The sequence below is a fragment of the Nocardioides dongkuii genome (assembly GCF_014127485.1).
GTDB classification, from domain to species: Bacteria; Actinomycetota; Actinomycetes; order Propionibacteriales; family Nocardioidaceae; genus Nocardioides; species Nocardioides dongkuii.
In genome coordinates, this window is record NZ_CP059903.1 from 2,908,072 (window position 1) to 2,933,633 (window position 25,562).

Below are 25,562 nucleotides of genomic sequence, written 5' to 3' on the forward strand. Positions count from 1 at the left end.
CATCAGAGGCTCTGGCTGAAGCTCTCGACGGCGCGGTCGATGCGCTCCTGGTCACGGCTCGCCATCGGCACCACCAGCTCGGCGACGACGTCGGTGAGCTCCGCCACCCGCAGGTGGTGACGCCGGAGCTCGGCGATCTCGCTCTCCAGCTGCGCCACGCGCTCCTCGAGGTCGCGACCGCGTCGTCTCGCTGCCCTGCCGATCATGTCCACTCCGCAATCACTCGACCGATGGATGTCGGCGCGGCTGCGCTCGCGCCGTCGTTCAGGAGCTCCTCGGCCGACACGATCGTGCCGCCGTACGACTCCACGAGCTCGACGACCTCGTCGAGGGCGACCGGCCGGAGCCCGAAGCCGCCCTCGCCCTGGCCGGTCCAGAACTCAGCATAGAGCCGGCCCCCGCCGCGGAGCGTCATGGACGCGAACCGCACGAGGTTGCGCCGGCCGAACCGGGTCGTGGCGTCCAGCAGGTGCCGCGCGAGCAGCGCCTTGGGCCCCGGCCGCCGGCTCATCAGCGCGCCCTCCCCCAGGACGGAGCGCAGCTCGGTCAGGCTCAGCCGCCGCTTGGTGAGGTCCAGGCCCCGGGCGGCCGCCTTCCGCAGCGCCACCCGGCCGGCCTGGCTGGCGTAGTCGTAGCCGACCACCGCGTGTCCGCGCCGGGCCAGCCAGAGGGCGTCCTCGCCCCGGCCGATGCCGACCTCGATCACGAGCGCCTCGCTCGGCACCTCGGCGTGCAGGAGCCGGGCGAGGTCGGACGGGCGGCCGGCGAGGGTGCCGTGGGCCGCGAGCTCGGCCTCCCACTCCCGGCGGAAGGGCGAGAGCCCCCGGAACCAGTCGTTGAGCCGCGCCTGGATGTGCTCGGGGGTGTTGAACTGGAACGCGGGGTCCGGCACCCGCCAGGTCGGCCCGTACATCGCCTCGAGCAGCTTGTCCGGCCGGGCCGGCGCCGGGAACTCCCGGTCGGCGATGCGGCAGGTCCCGAACGGGAAGAGCCACTCCTCGCGGAACTCGGTGCCGACCTCCCCGGTGACGTAGAGGGTGCCGTGGTCGTAGAACGCCGCGAACAGGTCGAGCCCGCGCTTGGCCCCGTCGCGCTCCAGGACCTGGATCCGGAACGCGGCCCCGCTGTAGCGGTAGGTCTCGAACCCGCGGTGGTGCAGCAGCCGCTGGAGGTCGAAGGACTCCCGGACCACGTCCACCGGCGTCGTCGCCTTGGAGATGTAGCTCAGGTCGGCGTCGGAGTCGTGCCCGAGGAGGTTCTGCTCCCGGACGGCGCCGAGCAGGCTCCCCCAGGCCGGGAACCCGGTGAGACCGCGCTCCGCGAGCACGGCGATGGTGCGCTGCATCGCGTCGAGCAGGGGCTCGAGGTGGTCGGCGCTGCGCACCGAGAACGTCGGGCTGAAGCGCCCGGACTTGTCGAGGCTGATCTCCAGGCCGGACCGGTTGAGGAACGCGATCCGCTCCGTGCCGGTACCGAACGCCCTCTCCTCCTCGAAGAGGGTCTCCTCCGCGACGTGGTCCCGGACGGTCAGCCGGGTGTGGCCGTCGAGGAAGCGGCGCATCCGGTCCGGCCAGGCGGCGACCCGCCGGAGACCGTGCCGGGGGGTGGTGTCCCGGAGCACCCAGAACGACCAGATGCGCCGTCCGTCGAAGAGCACGTCGACCACCCGGTCGGGCCCGCGGACCGAGACCTCGATCCCGTCGTCGTCCACCGCGAGGACGGTGATCTTCGACCCGAGCCTGCCGGAGAGCCAGTCCGGGATCACCGGCAGGACTCCGGCACCTGGGATCCCGCGCACCGTACCCACCTCTCCTCGACGCTGTTGGTGACCGGTCGCGCCACAACGAGGCGTCACCCTACAAGGGCCGGTCCGGCGCACCCCCGACGACGTGACCTGGGAGCGTCCGTCGTACCCCGGCCCCGGTTGCTTGTAGTTTCTCTGTGTGAGCAACACGCCGGCCCGGGTCTACATCGCGCGACTGGTGGGCCTGCCGATGTTCGACCCTCCCGGCGACCAGGTCGGCAAGGTGCGCGACCTCGTGGTGGCGGTCCGGTCGGAGGCCCACCAGCCGCGCGTCCTCGGCATGGTCGCCGAGGTCTTCGGCCGGCGGCGGATCTTCGTCCCGATGACCCGGGTCACCAGCATCGACAGCGGGCAGGTGCACACCACGGGCCTGCTCAACATGCGCCGCTTCGAGCAGCGTCCCGGCGAGACGCTCGTGATCGGGCAGATGCTGGACCGGGAGGTGCGCATCTCCGGCACGGAGATCACCGGCACCGTCTACGACGTCGCCATGGAGCAGGCACGCAACCGCGACTGGGTGATCTCCCGGATCGCCATCCAGGAGCCCGGGCGCGGCCTGCGCCGGCGCGGGCAGACCCACGTGGTCGAGTGGCGCGACGTCGAGGGGCTCTCCCGGCGCGACGAGGCGCAGGGCGCCACCCACCTGATCGCGGCCCTCAACGAGATGCGCCCGGCCGACGCCGCCAACATGCTGCACGGCCTCCCGCCCGAGCGCCGCTCGGCGGTGGTCGCGGCCCTGCACGACGAGCGGCTGGCCGACGTCCTCGAGGAGCTGCCCGACGAGGACCAGGTCGAGATCCTCGAGCTCCTCGACACCAAGCGGGCCGCCGACGTCCTCGAGGAGATGTCCCCCGACGACGCCGCCGACCTGATCGCGGACCTCTCCCCCGAGACCGCCGCGACCCTGCTGTCGCTGATGAAGCCCGAGGAGGCCGACGACGTCCGGCGGCTGATGTCGTACGTCGAGAACACCGCCGGCGCGATGATGACCCCCGAGCCGGTCATCCTCGGGCCGGACGCCACCATCGCCGACGCGCTCGCCCACATCCGCAACCCCGAGCTCACCCCGTCCCTCGCCGCGCTGGTCTACGTCACCCGGCAGCCGCTCGAGACGCCGACCGGCCGGTTCCTGGGCGTCGCGCACATCCAGCGGCTGCTCCGCGAGCCGCCGTCGACGCTGGTCGCCGGCGCGCTCGACGACACCATGGAGACCCTGCGCCCCGACGCCACCATCGACGAGGTCGCCGCCCACCTCGCGACGTACAACCTGGTCGCCGCCCCGGTCGTCGACGAGAACGGCCACCTGGTCGGCGCGGTGACGGTCGACGACCTGCTCGACCACATGCTCCCCGAGGGCTGGCGCGACCGCGCCCGCTCCGGCACCGACCAGCCGCAGGAGGCGCGCCGATGAGCGACCGCGCTCCCCGACTCGACACCCCCCGGGAGACCCGGCGGCCGCCGTTGGTGCGCCGCCCGTCGTACAACTCCGACGCCTTCGGCAGCTTCGCCGAGCAGTTCGCCCGATTCATGGGCACCGCCCGGTTCCTGATCTGGATGACCGCCGTCGTGGTGATCTGGGTGGTCTGGAACGCCGTCGCGCCGGAGGCGCAGAAGTTCGACGAGTTCCCGTTCATCTTCCTCACGCTCGCGCTGAGCCTGCAGGCGTCGTACGCCGCGCCGCTGATCCTGCTCGCCCAGAACCGGCAGGAGCAGCGCGACAAGGTGATCGCCGAGCAGGACCGGCTGGCCAACGCCCGGGCGCACGCCGACATGGAGTTCCTCACCCGCGAGGTCGCGTCGCTGCGGATGTCCGTCGGTGACGTGGCGACCCGCGACTTCGTGCGCTCCGAGCTCCGCTCGCTGCTCGCGGACCTGGACGAGCGGGCCGCGGACCGCACCGACCCCTAGCCCGACCCCTAGGGCCGTCGCACCAGCCTGGCGAGCCTGCCCCCGGTGGGCTTCGGGGGCCGCGGGGCCACGGCCGAGGTGCCCTTGAAGAAGCCCCGCTTGTCCGTCCGCCGGCGCCCCTTGAGCGCGGCCGCCAGGTCGGCGGTGGGTACGACGGCGGCCGGCGCGGCCGGGTCGGCCGGGGTGAGCGGCACGAGCGGGTCGGTCTCGACAAGGACGCCGAGGTCGCGCAGGGCCTCGACCTCCTCCTCGACGAAGCGCTCGTAGTAGCGCAGCAGCTGCCGCTCGAGCGCCTCGGGCTCGAGACCGCGGTTGATGAGCACGCGCAGGGTGCGCGCGACCGGCTGCCGGTCGGCCCGGTAGTTCGCCTCCGGCCCGGAGGCGACCATCGAGGTCCACTTCCGGATGAACTCCTCGGCGGAGTAGGACTCGTAGTGGAACAGCTCGAGCCCCTCGCCCTCGTGCAGCGGCCACGGGGTGCCGTCCTCGGCCACGACCTTGTGCAGGGTCAGCCAGGCTCGCTCGCCCACGCGGACCCCGGACTTCCCCATCAGGTGACCGCGGAAGTAGGACTGGTTGGTCGGCTCGGCGACCAGGCCGAGGCCCTCGAGCAGCCGCAGGTCCGCCTCGGGGAGCTCACGCTTGAACAGCGTCGGCTCGCCGTCCCACGTCCGCCGGCTCACCGCCTCGCGGACCGAGAGCCGGACACCGGACGGACCGGGCGGCCGACCGGCCAGCGCCGCCGCGCCGGCGCGGACCACCTCGTCGCCGTCCACGTGGAAGATCCAGGCGTCCTCGAGGCCGAGCCCGGCGAGCACGTCCTTGGTGATGTTGGCGTTGATGCACTGGCGCTCGTTGAGCTCCTTGGGCCGGGCGCCGGCCCACCACCCGGAGCCCGCGCGGACGCAGGTCACCGCCGGGTGCCCGTCGAGGTAGTCGGCGACCTCGTCCTGGCGCGGGCCGCTCGGCTTGTCGAGGAAGACCACGAGGTGGTCGACGCCGCCGGCGAGATTGCCCTCGACGTACCTCCGCACGTGCTCGGGACTGTCCATCACCGTGCTTGCGAGGAACACCAAGGGATCAGGCATGGGGGAAAGGATAGGTGTGACGGGGGCTCAACTACACTCGGTGGCACCATGAGTACCCCGCTTCTCGAGCAGATCCAGGCCGCCCTCGGCACCGTCAACGACCCCGAGATCAAGCGGCCGATCACCGAGCTGGGGATGGTCGACTCCGTCGAGATCGACGACGCCGGCCTGGTCCACGTCACCGTGCTGCTCACCGTCGCCGGCTGTCCGCTCAAGGACACGATCACCCGCGACGTCACCGCCGCCGTCGCCGGCATCGCCGGCGTGACCGGCGTCGACCTCACGCTCGGGGTGATGACCACGGAGCAGCGGGCCGGTCTCAAGGAGGTGCTGAGCGGCGGCGCGGCGCAGCGGGAGATCCCGTTCGCCCAGCCCGGGTCGCTCACCAAGGTCTACGCGATCGCCAGCGGCAAGGGCGGCGTCGGCAAGTCCTCGGTCACCGTCAACCTCGCGCTCTCGATGGCCAAGCAGGGCCTCAAGGTGGGCGTCGTCGACGCCGACATCTACGGCCACTCGGTCCCGGCGATGCTGGGCATCGCCGACTCCCGGCCGACCCAGGTCGACGACCTGATCATGCCGGTGCCGACCTCCTCGGGCGTCTCGGTCATCTCGATCGGCATGCTCAAGCCGCGCCGCGACCAGGTCGTCGCCTGGCGCGGCCCGATGCTCGACCGGGCGCTCGTGCAGATGCTCGCCGACGTCTACTGGGGCGACCTCGACGTGCTGCTGCTCGACCTGCCGCCGGGCACCGGCGACGTCGCGATCTCCCTCGGCCAGCACCTGCCGGGCGCGGAGGTCGTGGTCGTGACCACGCCGCAGGAGGCCGCCGCCGAGGTCGCCGAGCGCGCCGGCACGATGGCCTCGATGATGCACCAGCGCGTCGTGGGCGTCATCGAGAACATGAGCTACCTGCCCTGCCCGCACTGCACCCCCGAGGGCAAGGACCACCGCCTCGAGGTGTTCGGCTCCGGCGGCGGCGACCGCGTGGCCTCGACCCTCTCGGCCCGGTTCGGGTACGACGTCCCGGTGCTCGGCCGGGTGCCGCTGGACATCTCGCTGCGCGAGGGCGGCGACGCCGGCAAGCCGATCGTCGACTCCGACCCCACCGCGCCGGCCGCGCTCGAGCTCGCCGGGGTCGCCGACCGGCTCGCCGGCCGTGGCCGCGGACTGGCCGGCATGCAGCTGGGACTGACGCCGACCAGTAAGTTCTGAGAGGTGTTCGGAGTCGGGCTGCCGGAGTTCGCGGTCATCGCGTTCGTCGCGGTGCTCGTCTTCGGCCCCGACCGGCTTCCGGACCTCGCCCGGCAGGCGGGCCAGATGGTCCGCAAGGTCCGCGACTTCGCCAACTCCGCGCGTGACGAGCTCCGCGAGGAGCTGGGCCCGGAGTACTCCGACCTCGAGCTGCGCGACCTCGACCCGCGCACCATCGTGCGCAAGCACGTGATCGAGGCGATGGAGGACGCCGACGCCGAGGCCCGCGCCCCCCGCCGCCGCGGCCTCCGCCCCCTCGTGGACGGCGAGGTCCCGCCGTACGACGCCGACGCGACCTGATCCCCCTCCGGCCCGTCGCTCAGTCGCGGCTCTGCACCGCCGCGAGCGTCGCGAACGCCACCAGCACCGCCCGCTGATCCTCGCCCACCGGGACCTCGACGAAGTCCGCCCCCACCCGACGGGGCACGCCGTCCACCCGGCCGCCGTCGACGTCGTGCAGCACGCACCGCTCCCCCGCGTCGGCCAGCCGGCGCAGCACCGAGGAGAGGCCGAGCCGGGCCAGCGGTGACCAGGCCACCTCGGGGACGGCGCGGTCCGACGCGCCGGTGACCGAGCGGACCGCGGCCAGCGGGACCACCCAGTCCTGGTCGGCCGCGCGGATCAGGCACCACTGCGCCGCCGCCCGGTCGAGCAGGCCCGTGACCCCGCCGACCCCCCGGACGTCCAGGCCGACCTCCCGGCCCACCGAGGCCTGCAGCCGGGCGGCCAGCGTCACCTGCTGGTACTCCGAGCGGGTCCGGTCCAGCAGCTCGAGCTCGCGATCGGCGGCGTACAGCGCGTCCGCCTGCTGCTCGAGGTCGTCGAGCAGCGCGAACAGCTCCTGCTCCCACGGCATCCCTCGACCCTGCCACAGCCGGGCCGGGCCGGCTGTGGAGGACCGGTTGACCTGCTCGCCTTCCGGGCGTTGACTGACGCAAACGTACGCAAACGCAAGGATCCTCGATGCGTCTCTCGGCCCCGTCGCTCACCCGCTGCCTCGCCGTGTGGCTCGCCGCCACCGCGGGGGCGGTGCTGGCGGGCCTCGTCCTGGCCCCGGACGCCGTCCTCCTGGCCGGGGGCCCGGGTCCCGACCTCGAGCAGGCCCTGGTCCGCCTCAGTGCCGCCGTGGCGCTCGGCTGCGCGGCCTGGGGCTGGCTCGCGACGACGGCCGTGGCCGTGCAGGCCGCGCGCGGACGGGCCGCCGGGCGTGTCCCGGGGGTGCCCGCGTGGCTGCGGCGCGCGGTGCTCCTCGGCTGCGGGGTCGCGCTCGCCGGCGGGGTCACGACCCCGGCGCTCGCCGACCCCGGGTCCCTGGCCGGACTGCCGCTGCCGGACCGCGCCACCGGCTCCGTGCACGCCCCCAGCGCGTCCGGCCCGTCCGGCCCGACCGCCGCGCCGGCCGCGGTCGTCGTACGCCCCGGCGACACGCTCTGGGACCTCGCGGCCGCCGACCTGGGCCACCGCGTCTCGCCCGCCGAGGTCGACCGGCACTGGCGGCGCCTGCACCGGCTCAACCGGTCCGTCGTCGGACCCGACCCCGACCTGATCCGCCCCGGTCAGCAGCTGCGGCTGCCTGCCCCTCCCGAGGAGAACCGCCGATGAACGTCGTCCCGCTCCGCGTGCCCGTGCCGATCGCGAGCGTCCAGGGCACCCTGGCGCTCGACCTCCAGCCGCGGCACGAGCCGCCGCCGTACCCCGCCCTCCGCGGCGTGGGCCCCGGCGACCCGGCGCCGGTCGCCGAACCGGTCCGCCTCGAGGTGGAGCGCTGGGCGCACCGGTTCGCGCAGGCGGCCGTCGAGATCGTGGGCGGTGACCGGCCCGCCTCCCAGCTGGTGCGGTGGACCACCGCGGGGGTCTACGCCGACCTCCACCGCCGGGCGCTGCTGGTCGCGCGCGCCGGCGGGCACCAGCCCGCGGCCGGCCGCGTGCAGCCGGTGCGCCCCAAGGTGCTCAGCGTCCGCACCTGCTTCGTCGAGCGGCACGTCGTCGAGGCCTGCGTGCACGTGCGGTACGGCGACCGCTCGCGCGCCGTCGCCGCCCGCTTCGAGCTGCTGCGGGCCCGCCACGAGACCGCCCCGCGCTGGGTCTGCACCGCCCTCGAGTTCGCCTGACCGCCGAGTCGGCGTGAATGAACCGCCGAGTCGGCGTGAGTTGCGCGCCTCGCGGGCAACTCACGCCGACTCGCGTGCCAACTCACGCCGACTCGGCGTCCAACGGGTGCGGGGTCAGCCGCTGGCGCGGGCGGTGAGGCCCGTGGGCCCACCGGGGGCGCCGTGGCACTGCTTGAACTTCTTGCCCGAGCCGCAGGGGCAGCGGTCGTTGCGGCCGACCCCGGCGTACTCGTCGTCGGCGTTGGTGGCCGTGGTGCCGCGGACCTCGGCCTCGCCGTCCTCGGCCGGGGCCGAGTAGGCGAGGTTCTGCGGCTGCTGGGGCCGGTCGAGGCCCTTGGCCTTGATGGTCGGGACCGCGGCGCGCTGCGGGACGGTGCCCTCGGGCTGGAGCAGCGGCTCGTAGGCCTCCTCGACCTCCTCGGCCTCGTCGGGCTCGTCCTCGACCTGGACCTCGAGGTTGAACAGGAAGCCGACGGCCTCCTCCTTGATGCCGTCCATCATGGCCGCGAACATGTCGAAGCCCTCGCGCTGGTACTCCACGAGCGGGTCGCGCTGGGAGTACGCCCGCAGGTAAATGCCCTCGCGGAGGTAGTCCATCTCGTAGAGGTGCTCGCGCCACTTGCGGTCGAGCACCGAGAGCAGCACCCGCCGCTCGAGCTCGCGCATCACCTCGGCGCCCATCTCGGCCTCGCGGGCGTCGTAGCACGCGTGCGCGTCGGCCTTGAGCTCCTCGATCAGCTCGGCCCGGTCGATGCCGGCGGCGTCGCCGCCGGCCTCCTCCAGGACCCGCTCCAGGCCGACCGTGACCGGCCAGTACTGCCGCAGGTCGGTCCAGAGCTGCTCGAGGTCCCACTCCTCGGGGAACCCCTGGGTGTGCCCGGTGACCACGCCGGTGACCACGTCGGTGATGAAGGTGCGGATCTGGTCGTGCAGGTCGGCGCCCTCGAGGACCTCGCGACGCTCGGCGTAGATGACCTGGCGCTGCCGGTCCATCACGTCGTCGTACTTGAGGACGTTCTTGCGGGACTCGAAGTTCTGCGACTCGACCTGGCCCTGCGCGCTGGCGATCGCGCCGGTGACCCGCTTGTTCTCGATCGGGACGTCGTCGGGGATCTTCAGCATCTGCAGCACGCGGTCGACCCAGTCGGACTTGAACAGCCGCATCAGCTCGTCCTCGAGGGAGAGGTAGAAGCGGGACTCGCCCGGGTCGCCCTGGCGGCCCGAGCGGCCGCGGAGCTGGTTGTCGATGCGGCGGGACTCGTGCCGCTCGGTGCCGATGACGTAGAGGCCACCGAGCTCGCGGACCTCGTCGTGCTCGGCCCCGACCTGCGCCTTGATCTGCTCGAGGGTCTCGGGCCAGGCGGCCTCGTACTCCTCGGCGCGCTCGACGGGGTCCAGGCCGCGCTTGCGCAGCGCCTGGTCGGCGAGGAACTCCACCGAGCCGCCGAGCATGATGTCGGTGCCTCGACCGGCCATGTTGGTGGAGACGGTGACCGCGCCCTTGTGACCGGCCATCGCGACGATCTTCGCCTCGTCGGCGTGCACCTTCGCGTTCAGGACGGTGTGCGGGATGCCCTTCTTCTTCAGCAGGTCGGAGAGGTGCTCGGACTTCTCGACCGAGACGGTGCCGACGAGGACCGGCTGGCCCGCCTGGTGACGCTCGGCGATGTCCTGGGCGACGGCCTCGTACTTCGCCTCCTCGGTGCGGTAGACGAGGTCGGGCTGGTCGATCCGCTGCATCGGCTTGTTCGTCGGGATCGGCACCACGCCGAGGCTGTAGATCTTGTCGAACTCCGAGGCCTCGGTCATCGCCGTGCCGGTCATGCCGGAGAGCTTCTCGTAGAGGCGGAAGTAGTTCTGCAGGGTGACGGTGGCGAGGGTCTGGTACTCCTCGCGGACGGTCACGCCCTCCTTGGCCTCGATCGCCTGGTGCAGACCGTCGTTGTAGCGGCGGCCGGACAGCATCCGGCCGGTGTGCTCGTCGACGATGAGCACCTCGCCCTGCATGACGACGTACTCCTTGTCCTTGCGGAACAGCTCCTTGGCCTTGATGGAGTTGTTGAGGAAGGAGATGAGCGGGGTGTTGACCGACTCGTAGAGGTTCTCGATGCCCAGGTGGTCCTCGACCTTGGTGATGCCGGGCTCGAGGACGGAGATCGTGCGCTTCTTCTCGTCGACCTCGTAGTCGACGTCCTTCTCCAGCCGGGCGGCGATCTTGGAGAACTCGCCGTACCACTTGACCTCGTCCTGGGTCGGACCGCTGATGATCAGCGGGGTCCGGGCCTCGTCGATGAGGATCGAGTCGACCTCGTCGACGATCGCGAAGCTGTGGCCGCGCTGCACGCACTCCTCGATCGACCCGGCCATGTTGTCGCGCAGGTAGTCGAAGCCGAGCTCGTTGTTGGTGCCGTAGGTGATGTCGCAGGCGTACGCCTCGCGCCGCTGCGCGGGCCGCATCTCCGGCAGGATCACGCCGGTCGAGAGCCCGAGGAAGTGGTAGAGCCGGCCCATCCACTCGGCGTGGTACTTGGCCAGGTAGTCGTTGACCGTGACGACGTGCACGCCCTTGCCGGACAGCGCGTTGAGGTACGCCGGGAGGGTCGCGACCAAGGTCTTGCCCTCACCGGTCTTCATCTCGGCGATGTTGCCGAGGTGCAGCGCCGCGCCACCCATGATCTGGACGTCGAAGGGCCGCATGCCGAGCACCCGCTTGGCCGCCTCGCGGGCGGTCGCGAACGCCTCGGGCATGATGTCGTCGAGGGTCTCGCCCTCCTCGAGCCGCTTCTTGAACTCGGTGGTCATCCCCTGGAGCTCGGCGTCGCTCATCGCCACGAAGTCGTCCTCGATGGCGTTGACCGCCTTCGCGACGGCTTCGAGCTGACGCATGATCTTGCCCTCGCCGATGCGGAGGAGCTTGTCGAGGATGGCAGGCACGAGAGGGGTCTCCCTGGGTAGTACGTCACGGCCCAGTCCGGGCCGCGGACCATGCTATCCGGGCCGGCGAAGCGCGCGTGCCCCGGCGAGCATCCCGGACACTCCCGCCGGACCCGACGGGCGCTACCGGAGCAGGACCGCGAGCGCGGGAGCGAGGTCCCCACGCGGCTCGACGGCGACGTCGCCGAGCCCCAGCCAGCCGCGGAGCACGTCGAGCTCGGCCGCGAGCTCCGGCGCGGTGTCCTCGGGCGCCCCGGGCTCGGCGTACGCCGCCTTGACGACGAGCACCCCCGCCTTGCGGTCGGCCTTGAGGTCGACCCGGGCCACGATCCGGTCCCCCAGCAGGAACGGCAGCACGTAGTAGCCGTGCACCCGCTTCGCGGCCGGGGTGTAGATCTCGATCCGGTAGTGGAAGTCGAAGAGCTCCTCGGTGCGCTCGCGCAACCACACGACCGGGTCGAACGGGCTGAGCAGCGCCCGCGCGGCCACCCGCCGCGGGAGGCGCGCGTCGCGGTGGAGGTACGCCGGGCGCCGCCACCCCTGGACCGTCACCGGCAGCAGCTCGCCGGTCTCGACCAGCGTCGCGACCGCGGTCGCCGCGTCGGTGGTGCGCATCCGGTGGTAGTCGGCCAGGCACCGGACCGAGGCGACGCCGTGCGAGGCCGCGGCCCGTCGTACCAGCTCCACGTGAGCCTCGGCGGGGGTCGGCGTGGGCTGGGCGAGCACCGCCGCGGGCAGCACCCGCTCGGGGAGGTCGTAGACCACCTCGAAGGAGCTGTTGCGGCCGGCGACCGCGAGGTCGCCCACCATGAACAGGTAGTCGAGGCCCTTGCGCGCCTCCGACCAGTTCCAGCCCCAGTGCTCCTTCGCCCGGGGCGCGCCGTCGTCGAGCTGGCGCGCCGTGGACGGCCCGCGGGCCGCGACCTCGGCCAGCAGCCCGGCCGCGGCCTCGTCGGTGACCGTGCCCCACCACTTGCCGCGGCGGGCGCGGTACTCGGCCATCCGGTGCTGCAGGTGCGGCCACAGCTCGACCGGCATGAACGCCTGCACGTGGGCCCAGTACTCCACCATCCTCCGCGGCTGCTGCTCCGCGGCCCGGGTGAGCAGCCCGACGTCGTAGGGGCCCATCCGGGAGTACAGCGGCATGTAGTGGGCGCGCTGCAGCACGTTGACCGAGTCGACCTGGAGCACGCCGGTGCGGGCCAGGGTGCGGGCGAAGGTGCGCATCGTGGGCACCACGTGGCGGGTGTCGAGGAAGCCCTGGGCGGCCAGCGCGACGCGCCGGGCCTGCGCCTGGCTGAGGGACTCCATGGCGGGAGGGTACGGCGGGGCGCGGACAGTGTGTTCGCGAGGGCAGACGGGTCTCGACACGCCGGTCGGACTAGGGCAGGTCGAGCAACTTCTCCTTGACGGCGTACATGACCGCCTCCATCCGCGAGTGCAGCTGCAGCTTCTCGAGGATGTTGCGCACGTGGTTCTTGACGGTGTTCTCGGAGATGAACAGCTGGCGGGCGATCTCGCGGTTGTTCATGCCCTTGGCCACCAGCCGGAGCACCTCGAGCTCGCGCTCGGTGAGCCGCAGGCCGGGCACGGGGTCGCGCTCGGGGCGCGACATCTGCTTGAACTCGTCGATCAGCTTGACCGCCATCGACGGGCTGATCAGCGACTGGCCGTCGGCGACCACGCGGACGGCCTGGGCGACCTCGTCGATGGAGGAGTCCTTGAGCAGGTAGCCCGCGGCCCCGCTCTTGACGGCCTCGTAGAGGTCGGCCTCCTCGTCGGAGACCGTCAGCATGATGATCTTCGCCGACGGCACGGCCTCCTTGATGGCCCGGCACGCCTCGATGCCGGAGCGCTTGGGCATCCGGATGTCGAGCAGCACCACGTCGGGCGCGGTGGTCGTGGCGAGGGTGGTGCCCTCGACGCCGTCGCCGGCCTCGCCGATGACCTCGATGCCCGACTCGACGGCCAGCAGCATCGTCAGCCCTCGCCGGAACAGCTCCTGGTCGTCGACGACCAGCACCCTGATCGGCTCCGCACCGTCGACTGAGATCTCTGCCACGCGGGCATCATGGCACGTACGGGCGGTTCGTGGCTGCCGTCTCAATGCCATCCGGACGGTCCGGGGTGGCCCGAACGGGCCACCCCGGCCGTGCCGGACCGGGCTCAGCCCGCGTCGAGGTCCAGGGAGATCACGCCGTAGTCGTAGCCGCGGCGGCGGTAGACCACCGAGGGCCGGTCGCTCTCCTTGTCCACGAACAGGTAGAAGTCGTGGCCGACCAGCTCCATCTCGTAGAGGGCCTGGTCGAGGGTCATCGGCGTGGCCGGGTGGGACTTCTCCCGCACCACGAGCGGTCCGTCGCCGGTCACGGCGATCGGTCCGACGCGTCGCTCGGTCGAGCCCGGCGCGTCCTCGTCGGTGTCCGCTGCCGGGGGCTCGACGGTCGCGAGCGCCTCCGCGACCGAGACCGGGGTCTTCGCGCCCCGGTGGACGCGACGGCGGTCCGCGGCCCGGCGCATCTGGGCCGCCATCTTGTCGAGCGCGAGGTCCAGGGCGCCCATCTTCTCCTCGGCGGCCGCCTCCGCCCGGATCACCGGGCCCTTGGAGAAGGCGGTCAGCTGCACGTGGACGGAACGGTCGTGCTGGCGCGGGTTCGGTTCGCAGTCCACCTCCACCTGGACCCGCATGATCCGGTGATCGTGCTTCTCGAGCCGGGTCAGCTTCTCGGCGGCGTGCTCTCGGAACCGGTCCGAGATCTCGCAGTGACGCCCTGTGACCACAACTTCCATGTTGAACCTCCCGTTGAACAGTTGGTTTCCTTCGCCAGCATCACCCGCGCCGTCCTTCAGGCATGCCGGAGCACGGGCGCGGCCCGTGCCCCGTCGGGGTGAGATGGAGCCCGCCCGGCCGACCTGGTCTTCGACCCCACAACCGCCTGCTGAGGCCTCCGCAGCTTCTCTGCCACTCCCGGCCTTCTCCCGCCCGTCCCCGCATCTGACGGGGAGGGCGAGGCAGGACTTACCTCTAAGCCGCACCGTGATCGGCGTACCCCCCGAGGGGGGTCCACGGGGGCGGAGCCCCCGTGTGCCGCCTTACGTGGACCGTTTCGCCTGCGACTGGCATCGGCTTGCCGCTCGCGCGCCTGGGGCGCACGTGCGACGCAACCACGGACCCGGACGGACTCCATGCATCGACGGTAGTCACTTCCCCGACGGGACAAAAGGCCGCCCCCGGTCTCGCCGGCGCGTCGCGGCCACCGCGGCGACCGCCGCGACGTGCATCCCCACCGCCTCCAGGGCGCGCTGCGCCTCGCGGGCGGTCGCCCCCGTGGTCAGCACGTCGTCGCACACCACGACCCGCGCCAGCGGGACGCGCTCGGAGAGCCGGCGCAGCGGCCCGCTGGGGCAGGTCATCGAGCCCGCGAGGTTCGCCGCCCGGGCGACCCGGTCCAGGCCCGCCTGGTCGACCAGCCCCGGCCTGGTGCGCAGCAGCCGCGCCGCGCGGACGTCGTACCCCTCCCGACGGAGGCGGACCGCCGCTCCCGCGGCCAGGGCGTACGTCGGGTCGTGGCCGCGGGCGCGCACGCTCGAGGGCCGCGAGGGCACCGGCACCAGCAGGACCGGTCCCGGGACGCCGGTCGCCGCGACCGCGACGGCGAGCAGCCCGGCGAGCGGCCGGGCGAGCGCCAGCAGCCGCCGCTCCTTGAGCCCCAGCACCATCGCGCGCAGCGTGCCGTCGTACTCGCCGGCCGCCCACGGGGGCACCAGGCCGGGCGGGGAGGGCACCGGCCAGGCGAGCCGCGCGGACCCCGGCAGCAGTGCCGAGCAGCCGGCGCACAGCAGCCGACCCGGTCGCCGGCACGCGACGCAGCGCCCCCCGAGCAGCAGGTCGGTGACGGCGTCGCGCATCCGCCCAGCGCACCACCCCGGCACCCCCGCCGCAACCGGGTCGCGGACGGCTGTGGACGGGCCTCAGCCCGCGTAGCCCAGGGTCTGCTGACCGGCCTGCACGGGCACCCGGCCGGTGACCGATTCGGCGACCGAGATGGCCTCGTCGCGGGTGAGCACGACCAGGTCCTGGCCGGGGACCGGCGACCCGGCGAGCGAGCGCACCGGCCCGTTGAGGGTGGCGACGCTGTCCTGGCTCGTGGGGGCGCCGTCGACCGCCACCGTGCGCACCTCCCAGAGCTCGGCGGTGACCTGCACCAGCGCGGCCACGGTCACGGGGGTCTGCCACGCGATGTCGCGGATCCGCTGGGGCTCCCCCGTGCCGCCCAGGATCGAGGTCGCCCCGGTCGCGCGCAGCACCTCGCCCTGGTCGCCGTGGAGCACCCGGCTCACGACGATCTCGTCGCGCCCGGACCGGCGGACGACGGCCACCAGCCGCGAGCCGTCGCGCGAGACCGCGAGGGCCCGGACGTCGGTCCCGGTGATGCCGCGCACCCGGAGCTCCTCGGTGGCGCCGTCGCGGCGGTGGTAGACCCGCGCGTCGCGCCGGCCGCGGTCGACCAGCCAGAGCCGGCCCGCGTGGTCCCAGGACGGCTCGAGCAGGTCGGTCGCGTCGGCCAGCACCTCGCGAGCGACGCCCCGGTCGTCGTACACCGGACCGAGGAGCAGCGAGGTGCCGTCCTCGGACACCCCGGCGGCGGTGTCGCCGTCCAGGTTCACCGCGATCGACCGCAGACCCTGGGCGGCGGTGCCGAACGGTCCCCCGACGGCGTCCATCGCCTCCGGGATCCCGGCGACCAGCAGTCCGTCGCGGAGGCCGAAGACCGCCGCGTTGGCGTGCGGCACCGCGGCGTCGTACTCGGCGCCGAGGTCGATCGGGAACCGGCCGTCGTCGCCCGCGGGCAGCACGAGCGGCTGGCCGTCGACGCTCACCCGCAGCGCGTCGAGCCCGGGCACCTGGCGCAGCGTGGCGGCGAGCTGGACCACCATCAGCGACATCGACTCGGGCGTCTGCCGGCCCACGTCGATCAGCGACACGCTCGCGACGCCGTCGTCGGAGACCGGCACCGACAGCTCCTTGCGCGTGCCGGTCGGGAAGAACGTGCGCGAGCCGCCCGCGCCGCCGCGGGGACCCTCGAGGAGGCCCTCGACCAGGCGAGTGGCGAGCGCGTCGTCGTCGACGACGAAGACCGGCTCCGGCACGAGCACCCGGGCGGCGGGGTCGAAGAAGTGCAGCGAGAGCCGCTCGAACCGCGCCTCGAACCAGGACTCCGGGACGATCAGCGCGTCGGGCGGCCGGGCGATGCGGTACTGCCCCTGCTCGTCCTGCTGCATGATGAACGACAGCTCGCGCTGCTCCCCGCGCAGCGGTCCCAGCCAGGCGCCCCGCGCGTCGAAGCGGTTGCCGCCCTCGCTGACCTGCACGGTCACCCGGCTGGTGCCGACCGGCGCCGTGGTGGCGCCGTACGTGATGGTCCGCTGCTGCGGACGCCACGTGGTCCGCGCCTCCTGGGTCAGGAACTGGGCGGCCGAGCTCGTCTGGATCGGCACCGCGGTCATCGCGTCGAGGAACCCCTTGACCACCTCGGCCGGCGACGCGTCGGGCTGCGGGGGCAGCGGGTCGAAGGTGAACCCGGTGCCCTGGCCGGTGTCGCGCGAGGCGTCGGTCTGCACGACCGGTCCGCTCTCGGGAAGGCTCACGCACGCGGCCGGCAGCAGCAGGAGCAGCGCCGTCAGCACGGCGGCGGCGAGGCGGCCGGCACGGGGACGGGGACGGGCACGGGGACGGGCACGGGGACGGGTACGGGTACGGCGGGTCACGTGACCGGCTCCCGGGCGTCGGACGGCACGAGCGGCAGCGGGCTGCGGCGCAGCCCGCCGTTGACCCGGCGCGGGAGGGTGAGCCGGAACTGCGCCCCCTCCCCCGGGCGGCCCCAGGCCTGCAGCCACCCACCGTGCAGGTGGGAGTCCTCGAGCGAGATCGAGAGGCCGAGGCCGGTGCCGCCGCTGGTCCGGGCGCGCGCCGGGTCGGCCCGCCAGAACCGGTTGAACACGAGCGCCGACTCACCGGGGGCGAGGCCGACGCCGAAGTCGCGCACCGTGATCGCGGCGGCGTGGTCGTCGCCGGCCACCTCGACCACGATCTCCTCGCCCCGGCCGGTCTCGGCGTGGTCGATGGCGTTGGTGAGCAGGTTGCGGACCACGCGCTCGATGCGGCGCGCGTCTGCCTCGGCGAGGCACGGGTGGTCGGGCGAGCGGACGACGACCCGGACGCCGCGCTGCTCGGCCAGCGGCCGGGTCGCCTCGACGACCCGGTGCGCCACGTCGACCAGGTTGAGGTCCTCCGCGTCGAGGACGGCGGCGCCGGCGTCGAACCGGCTGATCTCCAGGAGGTCGACGAGCAGGGTCTCGAAGCGGTCCAGCTCGACCTGCAGCAGCTCGGCGGAGCGCGCGGTCACGGGGTCGAAATCGGCCCGCGCGTCGTGGAGCACGTCACTGGCCATCCGCACCGTCGTCAGCGGGGTGCGCAGCTCGTGGGACACGTCGGAGACGAACCGGTGCTGGACCCGGCTCAGCTCCTCGAGCTGCCGGATCTGGCGCTGCAGGTTGCCCGCCATCTGGTTGAACGACGTCGCCAGGCGCGCGAGGTCGTCCTCGCCGGAGACCTTGAGCCGCTCCTGGAGCCGGCCCGCGGCGAGCCGCTCGGCGACCTGGCGGGCCATCCGGATCGGGGTCACGACCTGGCGGGTGACCAGCCAGGCGACCCCGGCGACCAAGACCACCATGAGGACGGCGGCGGTGAGCAGGGCCCGGGTGACCAGGGCCAACGTCTCCTGCTGCTCCTCGAGCGGGAAGAGGAGGTAGAGCGTGTAGACGCCGCCGTCGGCGACCAGCGCCACCTGGGTGCCGACGACCACGCCCGGCTCGTCGATCACCACCTGGCCCTCCGGGCCGAGCATCCGGATCGAGGTGTAGGTCCACGCCGTGTCCGCGGCCTCCTGGAAGTGGTCCTCCAGCGACTCCGGCACCGAGGAGGTGTCCAGGCCGGGGGTCGAGCGGGCGCCGCCCTGGTCGATCCGCCCGGTGTTCTCCCCCAGCGGGCCGGCCAGCACGACCGTGAAGCCGCGGGTCTGGCCGCGCTGGATGATCGGGTCGACGAGGTCGGCCTGCTGCGTGGAGGCGTCGACGTCCGTGCCGGGCACCGAGGCCAGCCGCGACTCGGCGTCCGCGCGCTCGATGTCGGCCTCAGCGACGACCGCGTCGACCCGCTGCTCGAGCAGGCCCTCCCGGGTCTGCTGCAGCAGGAACGAGCCGACCACCCCGACCACGACCGTGGACAGCAGGAGGGTGGAGGCCACGACGCGGGCCTGGATCGACCGGCGCCAGAAGGTGAGCGCGCGCCGGAGGCCCGGCGGCATGCCGCCAGGCCCGCGCACCCCCGCCATCCCGCGGCCTACGGTTGTCCGGCCTTGTAGCCGACGCCCCGCACGGTGACCACGATCTCCGGGTTCTCCGGGTCGTGCTCGACCTTGGAGCGCAGCCGTTGCACGTGCACGTTGACCAGCCGGGTGTCGGCCGCGTGGCGGTAGCCCCACACCTGCTCCAGCAGCACCTCGCGGGTGAAGACCTGCCACGGCTTGCGGGCCAGGCAGACCAGGAGGTCGAACTCGAGCGGCGTGAGGTTGATCGGCGCGCCGGCCCGGGTGACGGAGTGGCCGGCGACGTCGATGTCGAGGTCGCCGATGGTGAGCGACTCCTGGCCGGCGGTGTCGAAGCGGCGGACCCGGGCCCGGATACGCGCCACCAGCTCCTTGGGCTTGAACGGCTTGACGACGTAGTCGTCGGCCCCGGACTCGAGGCCGACGACCACGTCGACGGTGTCGCCCTTGGCGGTCAGCATCACGATCGGCACGCCGGACTCGGCGCGGATCTCCTTGCAGACGTCGATGCCGTCCTTGCCGGGCAGCATCAGGTCGAGCAGCACCAGGTCGGGGCGGTAGTCGCGGAACACGTCCATCGCCTGGTCGCCGCGCGTGCACATCCGGCTGTCGAAGCCCTCCTGGCGCAGCACGATCGTGAGCATCTCCGCGAGGGAGGCGTCGTCGTCGACGACGAGGATGCGTCCCTTGGTCGCGTAGTCGCTGGGCTGCCCCGAGGGGCCGCCGGCGGGCTGGCTCATGTGCTCAATCCTGCCACCCCGCGCGGCGGCCGCTCAGTAGCGGTACTGGTCGGACTTGTAGGGACCGGCGACGTCGACGCCGAGGTACGCCGCCTGCGAGTCGCTCAGGGTGGTCAGCCGGACGCCGAGGGCGTCGAGGTGCAGCCGGGCGACCTCCTCGTCGAGGTGCTTGGGCAGCACGTAGACGCCCACGGGGTACTCCTCGGGCTTGGTGAACAGCTCGATCTGGCCGAGCACCTGGTTGGTGAACGAGTTCGACATCACGAACGACGGGTGACCCGTCGCGTTGCCGAGGTTCAGCAGCCGGCCCTCGGAGAGCACGATGATCGCGTTGCCCTCGCCCTCGGGGAAGGTCCACACGTCGACCTGCGGCTTGACGTTCTTGCGGACGACGCCGGGGTAGGTCTCCAGGGCGGCCATGTCGATCTCGTTGTCGAAGTGGCCGATGTTGCCGAGGATGGCGTTCTTCTTCATCCGGAGCATCTGGTCGACCATGACGACGTCCTTGTTGCCGGTCGCCGTGATGATGATGTCGGCGGTCTCCACGACGTCGTCGAGCGTGGCGACCTGGTAGCCGTCCATCGCCGCCTGCAGCGCGCAGATCGGGTCGATCTCGGTGACGATCACGCGCGCGCCCTGGCCGCGCAGCGACTCAGCGCAGCCCTTGCCGACGTCGCCGTACCCGCAGACGACGGCGACCTTGCCGCCCATGAGGACGTCGGTCGCGCGGTTGATGCCGTCGATGAGCGAGTGGCGGCAGCCGTACTTGTTGTCGAACTTCGACTTGGTGACCGAGTCGTTGACGTTGATCGCCGGGAACAGCAGCGTCCCGTCGCGCATCATGTCGTAGAGGCGCAGCACCCCGGTGGTGGTCTCCTCGGTGACGCCCTTGAGCTCACCGGCGACCTGGGTCCAGCGGTCCTTGCTCTCGGCGAGGGAGGCGTTGATCAGCTCGAAGATGATCCGCTGCTCGGTGCTGGTGGCGGTGGCCGGGTCCGGCGCCTCGCCCTTCTTCTCGGCCTCGACGCCCAGGTGCACCAGGAGGGTGGCGTCGCCGCCGTCGTCGAGGATCATGTTCGCGGCGCGCTTCTCGCCGTCCGGGCCGTGGGGCCAGACCAGGATCTGCTGCGCGCACCACCAGTACTCCTCGAGGGTCTCGCCCTTCCAGGCGAAGACCGGCACGCCCTGCGGGTCCTCGGGGGTCCCGTTCGGGCCCACCGCGATCGCGGCCGCGGCGTGGTCCTGCGTCGAGAAGATGTTGCACGAGGCCCAGCGGACCTCGGCGCCGAGCGCGACCAGCGTCTCGATGAGGACCGCGGTCTGGATCGTCATGTGCAGCGACCCCGCGATGCGGGCGCCCTTCAGGGGCTGCTCCGCGCCGTACCGCTCGCGCATCGCCATCAGGCCGGGCATCTCGTGCTCGGCGAGCTGGATCTCGGTGCGGCCGTAGTCGGCCAGGCTGAGGTCGGCGACCTTGTAGTCCATGGGGGCTCCTGAGGGTGAGGCGGTGGTGCGCGTCCCCAGAGGTTAGGACGCTGCTTCGCCCGACAGGGAATCCTCGCGACGCGGCCGCTCGCGCTCAGTGGGCCGGCGCGGCGTCCTTGCGGCCGAAGGGCAGCAGGTGGACGACCGCCAGCACCACGGCGCCCACCAGCACGCCGAGGATGGCGGACGCGACCGTGTTGACCAGCCAGCCCAGGACGCCGCCGATGCCCGGGACGGCGTGGCGGACCTCCTCCTCCAGGTGGTGCACCAGGTCGTACGGCGCGTGCCAGCCCAGCTCGTCGAGCCCGATCAGCTCGATGTGCCCGCCCACCCACAGCATCGCGGCGGTGCCGACGACCGAGATCACCGTCAGGACGTGGGGCATCGCGCGGACCAGGCCCCGCCCGATCCGCTGGGACGCCTCGCTGGACCGCTCGGCCAGGTGCAGGCCGACGTCGTCGATCTTCACCAGCAGCGCGACCACGCCGTACACGACGACGGTGATGACGACCGCCACCACGGCGAGGATCGCCAGGCGGGCCCAGAAGCCCTCGTCGGAGACCTCGTTGAGCGCGATCACCATGATCTCGGCGGACAGGATCAGGTCGGTGCGGACCGCGCCGGCAACCATCGTCTTCTCCGCCTCGGGGCCGACCTCGGTGACGGGGGCGACGTGGTGCTCGTGGCCGCGGATCTTGCCCCAGACCTTCTCGACGCCCTCGTAGCAGAGGTAGGCACCGCCGATCATCAGGATCGGCGTCAGCAGGCCCGGGAGGAACTGGCTGAGCAGCAGCGCGATCGGCAGGATGATGAGCAGCTTGTTGCGGAACGACCCCATCGCGATCCGCTTGATCATCGGGAGCTCGCGGTCGGCGGTGACGCCGTGCACGTACTGCGGGGTCACCGCGGTGTCGTCGACCACGACCCCGGCGGCCTTGGCGGTGGCGCGGCCCGCGGCGGCACCGACGTCGTCGATCGAGGCCGCGGCCAGCCTCGCGATCGCGGCGACGTCGTCGAGGAGCCCGAACAACCCGGCGCTCACGGCGCCGCCACTGTCGCTGTCTGCGTGCCTGGCATGGCGGAAAGGCTACCGGCCGGGCACGGGATCCTGGCCCGCGGACCCGGGTGCCGCGAGCGCCGCCCCGGCGATCGCCTCGCTGATCACGGCGGTCTCGGCCTCGGCGACCGCGACGTCGACCGCCCGGTCGACGCTGCGCTGGGCGGAGCCGAGGGGGTCCACGAGGTGGTGCAGGAGGGTCGCGAGCGGCCGCCAGGCCAGCAGGAGCGCCAGGCCCACCGCCGCGGCGCTGGTCACCAGCAGCGCGAGGCCGCCCTGGTCGGCGGTCCAGCGCGGGTACTCGGCGTACTCGGCGCCCAGCACCGCGAACCCGTGGAACAGGTAGACCACCAGCGTCCAGGCACCCATCCGGCTGAACCAGCCTCCCGTCCGGGGCACCAGGGCCAGGAACGCGAGCGCGCCCAGGGCACCGACCGCGAGCACGACCGCCCGGATCACGAACGCCTCCACGTCGCCGACGGCGAGCTCGTCGTACCGCGCGCGGTAGTAGAGCCACTCGGTGCTGGCCCACCGGTCGGTCCAGGTCGTGGCCAGCCAGATGCCCGCCAGCACGAGCACCCCCGCGGCCTGGGCGCCGCGCGAGCGGAGCCGCGCGAGCTGCTCGGGCGTGGCCAGCAGCCCCGCCACGAAGAACGGCAGCAGGCCGAGCACCCGGGCCAGGTCGAGGGTGTCCACGGCGTAGAGCCCCGCGACCAGGCTGGTCGCGACGGCGACCGGGACCGCCCCCGGGATCCGCTGGAACAGCGGCCCGAGCAGCCGCCAGAAGAACAGCGCGGCGAGGTACCACATCGGCCAGTGCGGATCGGTGAACAGGTCCTCGAGCCGCTCCCCGCCGACGTGCACCCGGAACAGCGCGAGCGCGCACTCGAAGAGCAGGTAGGGCACGGCGACCGTGCGCACCAGCTGCCAGAGCCGGTGGCGCTCGTAGGAGAACGACCGGGAGAGGTAGCCGGTGACGAGCACGAACGCCGGCACGTGCCAGGCGTAGAGGAAGTCGTAGAGGTGCGCGTGCAGGCGGCTCTCCGGCAGCAGCGTCCAGGAGTGGCCGAGGACGACCAGGGTGACCAGCGCCATCTTGGCGTTGTCGAACCAGGGGTCGCGCTGGGCGGGCACGACCCCGGGATACCCGGCTGCGGCGGTGACTAGTCCTCGTCCTCGACCAGGCCGAGGCGCAGGTACGCCGCGGCGTAGGTGCCGTGCAGCAGCAGCGAGGCGTAGCGGGCGACCTCGGTCGGGGCCTCCGCGGTCACCGTCTCGACGCGTACGCCGCGGGCCTGCGCCGCGGTCTGCAGCCGGCCGCGCTGGTCCCGGACCACCGGGTCCTCGGTGCCGTCGTCGAGCACCAGCAGCATCGGGCGCAGCTCGCCGCCCTCGTCGGCGAACGGGTCGTCGAAGACGTTGCGCGGCCGGGCCGCCTCGAGGACCGGCAGCAGGTGCTCGGCGTCGCCGGCGAGCGCGGTGCGACCGCTGGCGCGCCGGATCGACTCCGCGACCCGGCGGGCTGCCCGCGCCGCGAGCACCGAGCCGCCCCAGACCAGCGGGTTGGTGTCGGCGAGGGCGATGGCCAGCACCTTGGCCGGGTTGACCGCGATGTCACGGCGGGGAGCGCAGGCGGTGGCGACCTCGTCGAGCGCGGACGCGACCTGCTCGGGGTCGGCCGGCGGGCCGAGCGAGGCGCGGTCGAGGAAGGCCAGCATCGCGACGGCCGTCGCGAGCTGGTCGGCGGTGGCGGTCGGCAGGATCGTGCTCCACCGGCCCGCGGCGTGCTCGGCGACCAGCGAGGACGGCGGGCACGCGACGACGACCTGGCAGCCGCGGCGCACCGCCTCGGCGACCGCGGACGCCGTCCCGGCGTCGGAGCCCTCGGGCGCGAGGACCACCACCAGGTCGAGGCTGCCGGCCCACCCGGGCAGGGCCGGGGCGGGCCAGGCCACGAACGGCACCGGGCACCACGGCTCGAGGACGGCGCGGAGCAGCCTGCTGTCCGGGCCGGCGGCGATCACGGCGCGCGGCCGGTCCTGCTCGAGGCTGCGCGCGACCGCGGTGTCGATGGCCTCGGCGGCGGCGCCCGCCTCGCGGCGTACCCGCGCGCCGGACTCGGCCAGCGTCCGCAGCCGGAGGTCGGCCGCGGCGAGCGCGGTCTCGTCGTCGAGCCGGGACTCGTCGAACCAGACGCCCATCAGCGGGCCATCAGCTCGGGCGCCGGGCCTCGTCGACGAGGAGCACCGGGATGCCCTCGCGGACGGGGTAGACCAGGCGGCACTCGCCCTGGCAGGCGAGCTCGCCCCCGACGACCTCGAGCGGCCCGCGGCACTGCGGGCAGACGATGATCTCCAGCAGGGCGGGGTCGAGCCCGGCGGTGTCCCCGGTCATCGCGTGCCCCGGATCTTCGCGAGCACCTCGTCGCGCATGGTGGCCATGGTGGGTTCGTCCTTCCCCTCGGCGTTGAGCCGCAGCAGCGGCTCGGTGTTGGACGGCCGGACGTTGAAGGTCCAGTCCGCGTGGGACACGGTGAGGCCGTCGAGCCGGTCGGTGGTGACGCCGTCGCGGGTGCCGTACTCGGCCTCCAGGGCGTCCACCACCGCCGCCTGGTCGGCGACCTCGGAGTTGATCTCGCCGCTCACGGGGTAGCGCTCGTACTCGGCCAGCAGCTGGGACAGCGTGCGGTCGGCGCCGGCCAGGGCCGCGAGGGCGTGCAGTGCGGCGAGCATGCCGGAGTCGGCGCGCCAGAAGTCGCGGAAGTAGAAGTGGCCGCTGTGCTCGCCGCCGAAGATCGCGTCTGTCTCGGCCATCCGCGCCTTGATGAAGGAGTGCCCCACCCGGGTGCGGACCGGCGTGCCGCCGAGCTCGGTGACCAGCTCGGGCACGGCCCGAGAGGTGATCAGGTTGTGGATGATCGTCGCGCCCGGCTCCTTGGCCAGCTCGCGGGCCGCGATCAGCGCCGTCAGCGTGCTCGGCGAGACGTTGCGGCCGGTCTCGTCGACCAGGAAGCAGCGGTCGGCGTCGCCGTCGAAGGCGAGCCCGACGTCGGCGCCCACCTCGAGCACCTTCGCCTGCAGGTCGCGGAGGTTCGCGGGCTCGATCGGGTTGGCCTCGTGGTTCGGGAAGGTCCCGTCGAGCTCGAAGTACATCGGCACGACCTCGACGCGGTCCCCCAGCAGGCCGAGGACGGCGGGGGCGGTGTGCCCGGCCATCCCGTTGCCGGCGTCGACGACGACGCGGAGCGGGCGGCCCGTGACGGGAGCCAGCGACAGCAGGTGGGCGGCGTACGCCTCGAGCACGTCCTGCTCGGTGACCTCCCCGACCGTGCCGACCTCGCCGGAGACCGGCCCGGGGTCGACGACGAGGTCGCGGATCTCGGCGAGGCCGGTGTCCAGCCCGATCGGGACGGCGTGCGCGCGGCACATCTTGATCCCGTTGTACTGCGCGGGGTTGTGGCTGGCGGTGAACATCACGCCGGGGTGGCCGAGGTGGCCGGAGGCGAAGTACAGCTGGTCGGTCGAGGCCAGGCCGATCATCACCACGTCGGCGCCGGCCTCCGTGGCGCCGCGGGCGAACGCCGCGGCCATGCCGGGCGAGCTCGGGCGCATGTCATGGCCCACGACGACCGTGGTCGCGCCGACGACCTGGACGTAGGCGCGGCCGGTGGCCCGGGCCAGCGTCTCGTCGATCTGGTCGGGGACCGTGCCCCGCACGTCGTACGCCTTGAAGATCGCGTGGACGTTCGCGGGGTCGAGGGTGTCGGCCATGGGCAGCACCCTAGGGGGTCGGGGTC

The 25,562-nt window shown here is 73.1% G+C and carries 24 protein-coding genes; 6 read left to right on the top strand and 18 right to left on the bottom strand.

All coding sequences use genetic code 11. From position 1 onward, the window contains the following. Positions 1 to 2: 2 nt before the first annotated feature. Positions 3 to 158, bottom strand: coding sequence for a DUF6752 domain-containing protein (locus tag H4O22_RS14025; protein WP_227465454.1), 156 nt, complete (start codon positions 156 to 158; stop codon positions 3 to 5). A gap of 44 nt (positions 159 to 202) precedes the next feature. Continuing rightward, entirely contained in the window at positions 203 to 1,798 is a 1,596-nt protein-coding gene (locus tag H4O22_RS14030; RefSeq protein WP_182523998.1) for a class I SAM-dependent methyltransferase, read from the bottom strand. Between the two features lie 145 nt (positions 1,799 to 1,943). On the opposite strand from H4O22_RS14030, the gene H4O22_RS14035 reads away from it, so the two are divergent. After that, positions 1,944 to 3,215 carry a magnesium transporter MgtE N-terminal domain-containing protein gene (locus H4O22_RS14035; protein WP_182523999.1) on the top strand — a complete coding sequence of 424 codons (1,272 nt, stop codon included), beginning with the start codon at positions 1,944 to 1,946 and terminating at the stop codon, positions 3,213 to 3,215. Continuing rightward, positions 3,212 to 3,712, top strand: coding sequence for a DUF1003 domain-containing protein (locus tag H4O22_RS14040; protein ID WP_182524000.1), 501 nt, complete (start codon positions 3,212 to 3,214; stop codon positions 3,710 to 3,712). Before H4O22_RS14035 ends, H4O22_RS14040 begins: the two co-directional genes overlap by 4 nt. Before the next feature lie 8 nt (positions 3,713 to 3,720). On the opposite strand, the gene H4O22_RS14045 is transcribed toward H4O22_RS14040, so the two are convergent. After that, complete coding sequence (locus H4O22_RS14045) at positions 3,721 to 4,800, bottom strand: glycosyltransferase family protein (protein ID WP_182524001.1); 1,080 nt, start codon at positions 4,798 to 4,800, stop codon at positions 3,721 to 3,723. A 48-nt stretch (positions 4,801 to 4,848) separates the two neighbouring features. Between H4O22_RS14045 and H4O22_RS14050 the strand changes: the two genes are divergently transcribed. Further along, positions 4,849 to 6,012 (top strand): Mrp/NBP35 family ATP-binding protein, encoded by a 1,164-nt coding sequence (locus tag H4O22_RS14050; protein ID WP_182524002.1) that lies wholly within the window; start codon positions 4,849 to 4,851, stop codon positions 6,010 to 6,012. A gap of 3 nt (positions 6,013 to 6,015) precedes the next feature. Further along, positions 6,016 to 6,351 (top strand): sec-independent translocase, encoded by a 336-nt coding sequence (locus H4O22_RS14055; protein ID WP_182524003.1) that lies wholly within the window; start codon positions 6,016 to 6,018, stop codon positions 6,349 to 6,351. A gap of 19 nt (positions 6,352 to 6,370) precedes the next feature. Here the strand turns inward: H4O22_RS14055 and H4O22_RS14060 are convergent, their stop codons facing one another. Continuing rightward, positions 6,371 to 6,907, bottom strand: a complete 537-nt coding sequence (locus H4O22_RS14060; RefSeq protein ID WP_182524004.1) for a hypothetical protein — start codon at positions 6,905 to 6,907, stop codon at positions 6,371 to 6,373. A gap of 107 nt (positions 6,908 to 7,014) precedes the next feature. Between H4O22_RS14060 and H4O22_RS14065 the strand changes: the two genes are divergently transcribed. Further along, complete coding sequence (locus tag H4O22_RS14065; protein WP_182524005.1) at positions 7,015 to 7,653, top strand: LysM peptidoglycan-binding domain-containing protein; 639 nt, start codon at positions 7,015 to 7,017, stop codon at positions 7,651 to 7,653. Then, complete coding sequence (locus tag H4O22_RS14070; RefSeq protein ID WP_182524006.1) at positions 7,650 to 8,162, top strand: Rv3235 family protein; 513 nt, start codon at positions 7,650 to 7,652, stop codon at positions 8,160 to 8,162. Before H4O22_RS14065 ends, H4O22_RS14070 begins: the two co-directional genes overlap by 4 nt. A gap of 114 nt (positions 8,163 to 8,276) precedes the next feature. On the opposite strand, the gene secA is transcribed toward H4O22_RS14070, so the two are convergent. The 14 genes from secA to H4O22_RS14140 form a co-directional block, all read right to left on the bottom strand. After that, positions 8,277 to 11,096 (bottom strand): preprotein translocase subunit SecA, encoded by a 2,820-nt coding sequence (gene secA / locus H4O22_RS14075; RefSeq protein WP_182524007.1) that lies wholly within the window; start codon positions 11,094 to 11,096, stop codon positions 8,277 to 8,279. A 123-nt stretch (positions 11,097 to 11,219) separates the two neighbouring features. After that, complete coding sequence (locus H4O22_RS14080; RefSeq protein ID WP_182524008.1) at positions 11,220 to 12,407, bottom strand: winged helix-turn-helix domain-containing protein; 1,188 nt, start codon at positions 12,405 to 12,407, stop codon at positions 11,220 to 11,222. Between the two features lie 70 nt (positions 12,408 to 12,477). Next, entirely contained in the window at positions 12,478 to 13,158 is a 681-nt protein-coding gene (locus tag H4O22_RS14085; protein ID WP_244962976.1) for a response regulator, read from the bottom strand. Positions 13,159 to 13,262: 104 nt separating this feature from the next. After that, on the bottom strand, positions 13,263 to 13,886 hold the full coding sequence (gene hpf / locus H4O22_RS14090; protein WP_182524009.1) for a ribosome hibernation-promoting factor, HPF/YfiA family: 624 nt from the start codon (positions 13,884 to 13,886) through the stop codon (positions 13,263 to 13,265). Positions 13,887 to 14,297: 411 nt separating this feature from the next. Next, on the bottom strand, positions 14,298 to 15,005 hold the full coding sequence (locus tag H4O22_RS14095) for a ComF family protein (RefSeq protein ID WP_182524010.1): 708 nt from the start codon (positions 15,003 to 15,005) through the stop codon (positions 14,298 to 14,300). 63 nt (positions 15,006 to 15,068) lie between these two features. Further along, a complete protein-coding gene (locus tag H4O22_RS14100; protein WP_182524011.1) occupies positions 15,069 to 16,865 on the bottom strand; it encodes an LpqB family beta-propeller domain-containing protein in 1,797 nt (598 codons plus the stop codon). Beyond that, positions 16,862 to 18,463 carry an MtrAB system histidine kinase MtrB gene (gene mtrB / locus H4O22_RS14105; protein ID WP_227465453.1) on the bottom strand — a complete coding sequence of 534 codons (1,602 nt, stop codon included), beginning with the start codon at positions 18,461 to 18,463 and terminating at the stop codon, positions 16,862 to 16,864. The genes H4O22_RS14100 and mtrB overlap by 4 nt, the downstream gene beginning before the upstream one ends. 35 nt (positions 18,464 to 18,498) lie before the next feature. After that, a complete protein-coding gene (mtrA, locus tag H4O22_RS14110) occupies positions 18,499 to 19,224 on the bottom strand; it encodes an MtrAB system response regulator MtrA (protein WP_182524013.1) in 726 nt (241 codons plus the stop codon). A 33-nt stretch (positions 19,225 to 19,257) separates the two neighbouring features. Continuing rightward, complete coding sequence (gene ahcY / locus H4O22_RS14115) at positions 19,258 to 20,709, bottom strand: adenosylhomocysteinase (RefSeq protein WP_182524014.1); 1,452 nt, start codon at positions 20,707 to 20,709, stop codon at positions 19,258 to 19,260. A 94-nt stretch (positions 20,710 to 20,803) separates the two neighbouring features. Beyond that, a complete protein-coding gene (locus tag H4O22_RS14120; protein WP_182524015.1) occupies positions 20,804 to 21,751 on the bottom strand; it encodes a DUF808 domain-containing protein in 948 nt (315 codons plus the stop codon). 45 nt (positions 21,752 to 21,796) lie between these two features. Beyond that, the gene (locus H4O22_RS14125; protein WP_182524016.1) at positions 21,797 to 22,900 is read right to left on the bottom strand and encodes an acyltransferase family protein; all 1,104 of its coding nucleotides are present in this window, start codon (positions 22,898 to 22,900) and stop codon (positions 21,797 to 21,799) included. 29 nt (positions 22,901 to 22,929) lie between these two features. Continuing rightward, positions 22,930 to 23,967, bottom strand: a complete 1,038-nt coding sequence (locus tag H4O22_RS14130) for an SIS domain-containing protein (protein WP_182524017.1) — start codon at positions 23,965 to 23,967, stop codon at positions 22,930 to 22,932. Positions 23,968 to 23,977: 10 nt separating this feature from the next. Further along, positions 23,978 to 24,160 (bottom strand): Trm112 family protein, encoded by a 183-nt coding sequence (locus tag H4O22_RS14135; RefSeq protein ID WP_182524018.1) that lies wholly within the window; start codon positions 24,158 to 24,160, stop codon positions 23,978 to 23,980. Next, on the bottom strand, positions 24,157 to 25,536 hold the full coding sequence (locus H4O22_RS14140) for a phosphomannomutase/phosphoglucomutase (RefSeq protein ID WP_182524019.1): 1,380 nt from the start codon (positions 25,534 to 25,536) through the stop codon (positions 24,157 to 24,159). Before H4O22_RS14140 ends, H4O22_RS14135 begins: the two co-directional genes overlap by 4 nt. Between the last annotated feature and the right edge of the window lie 26 nt (positions 25,537 to 25,562).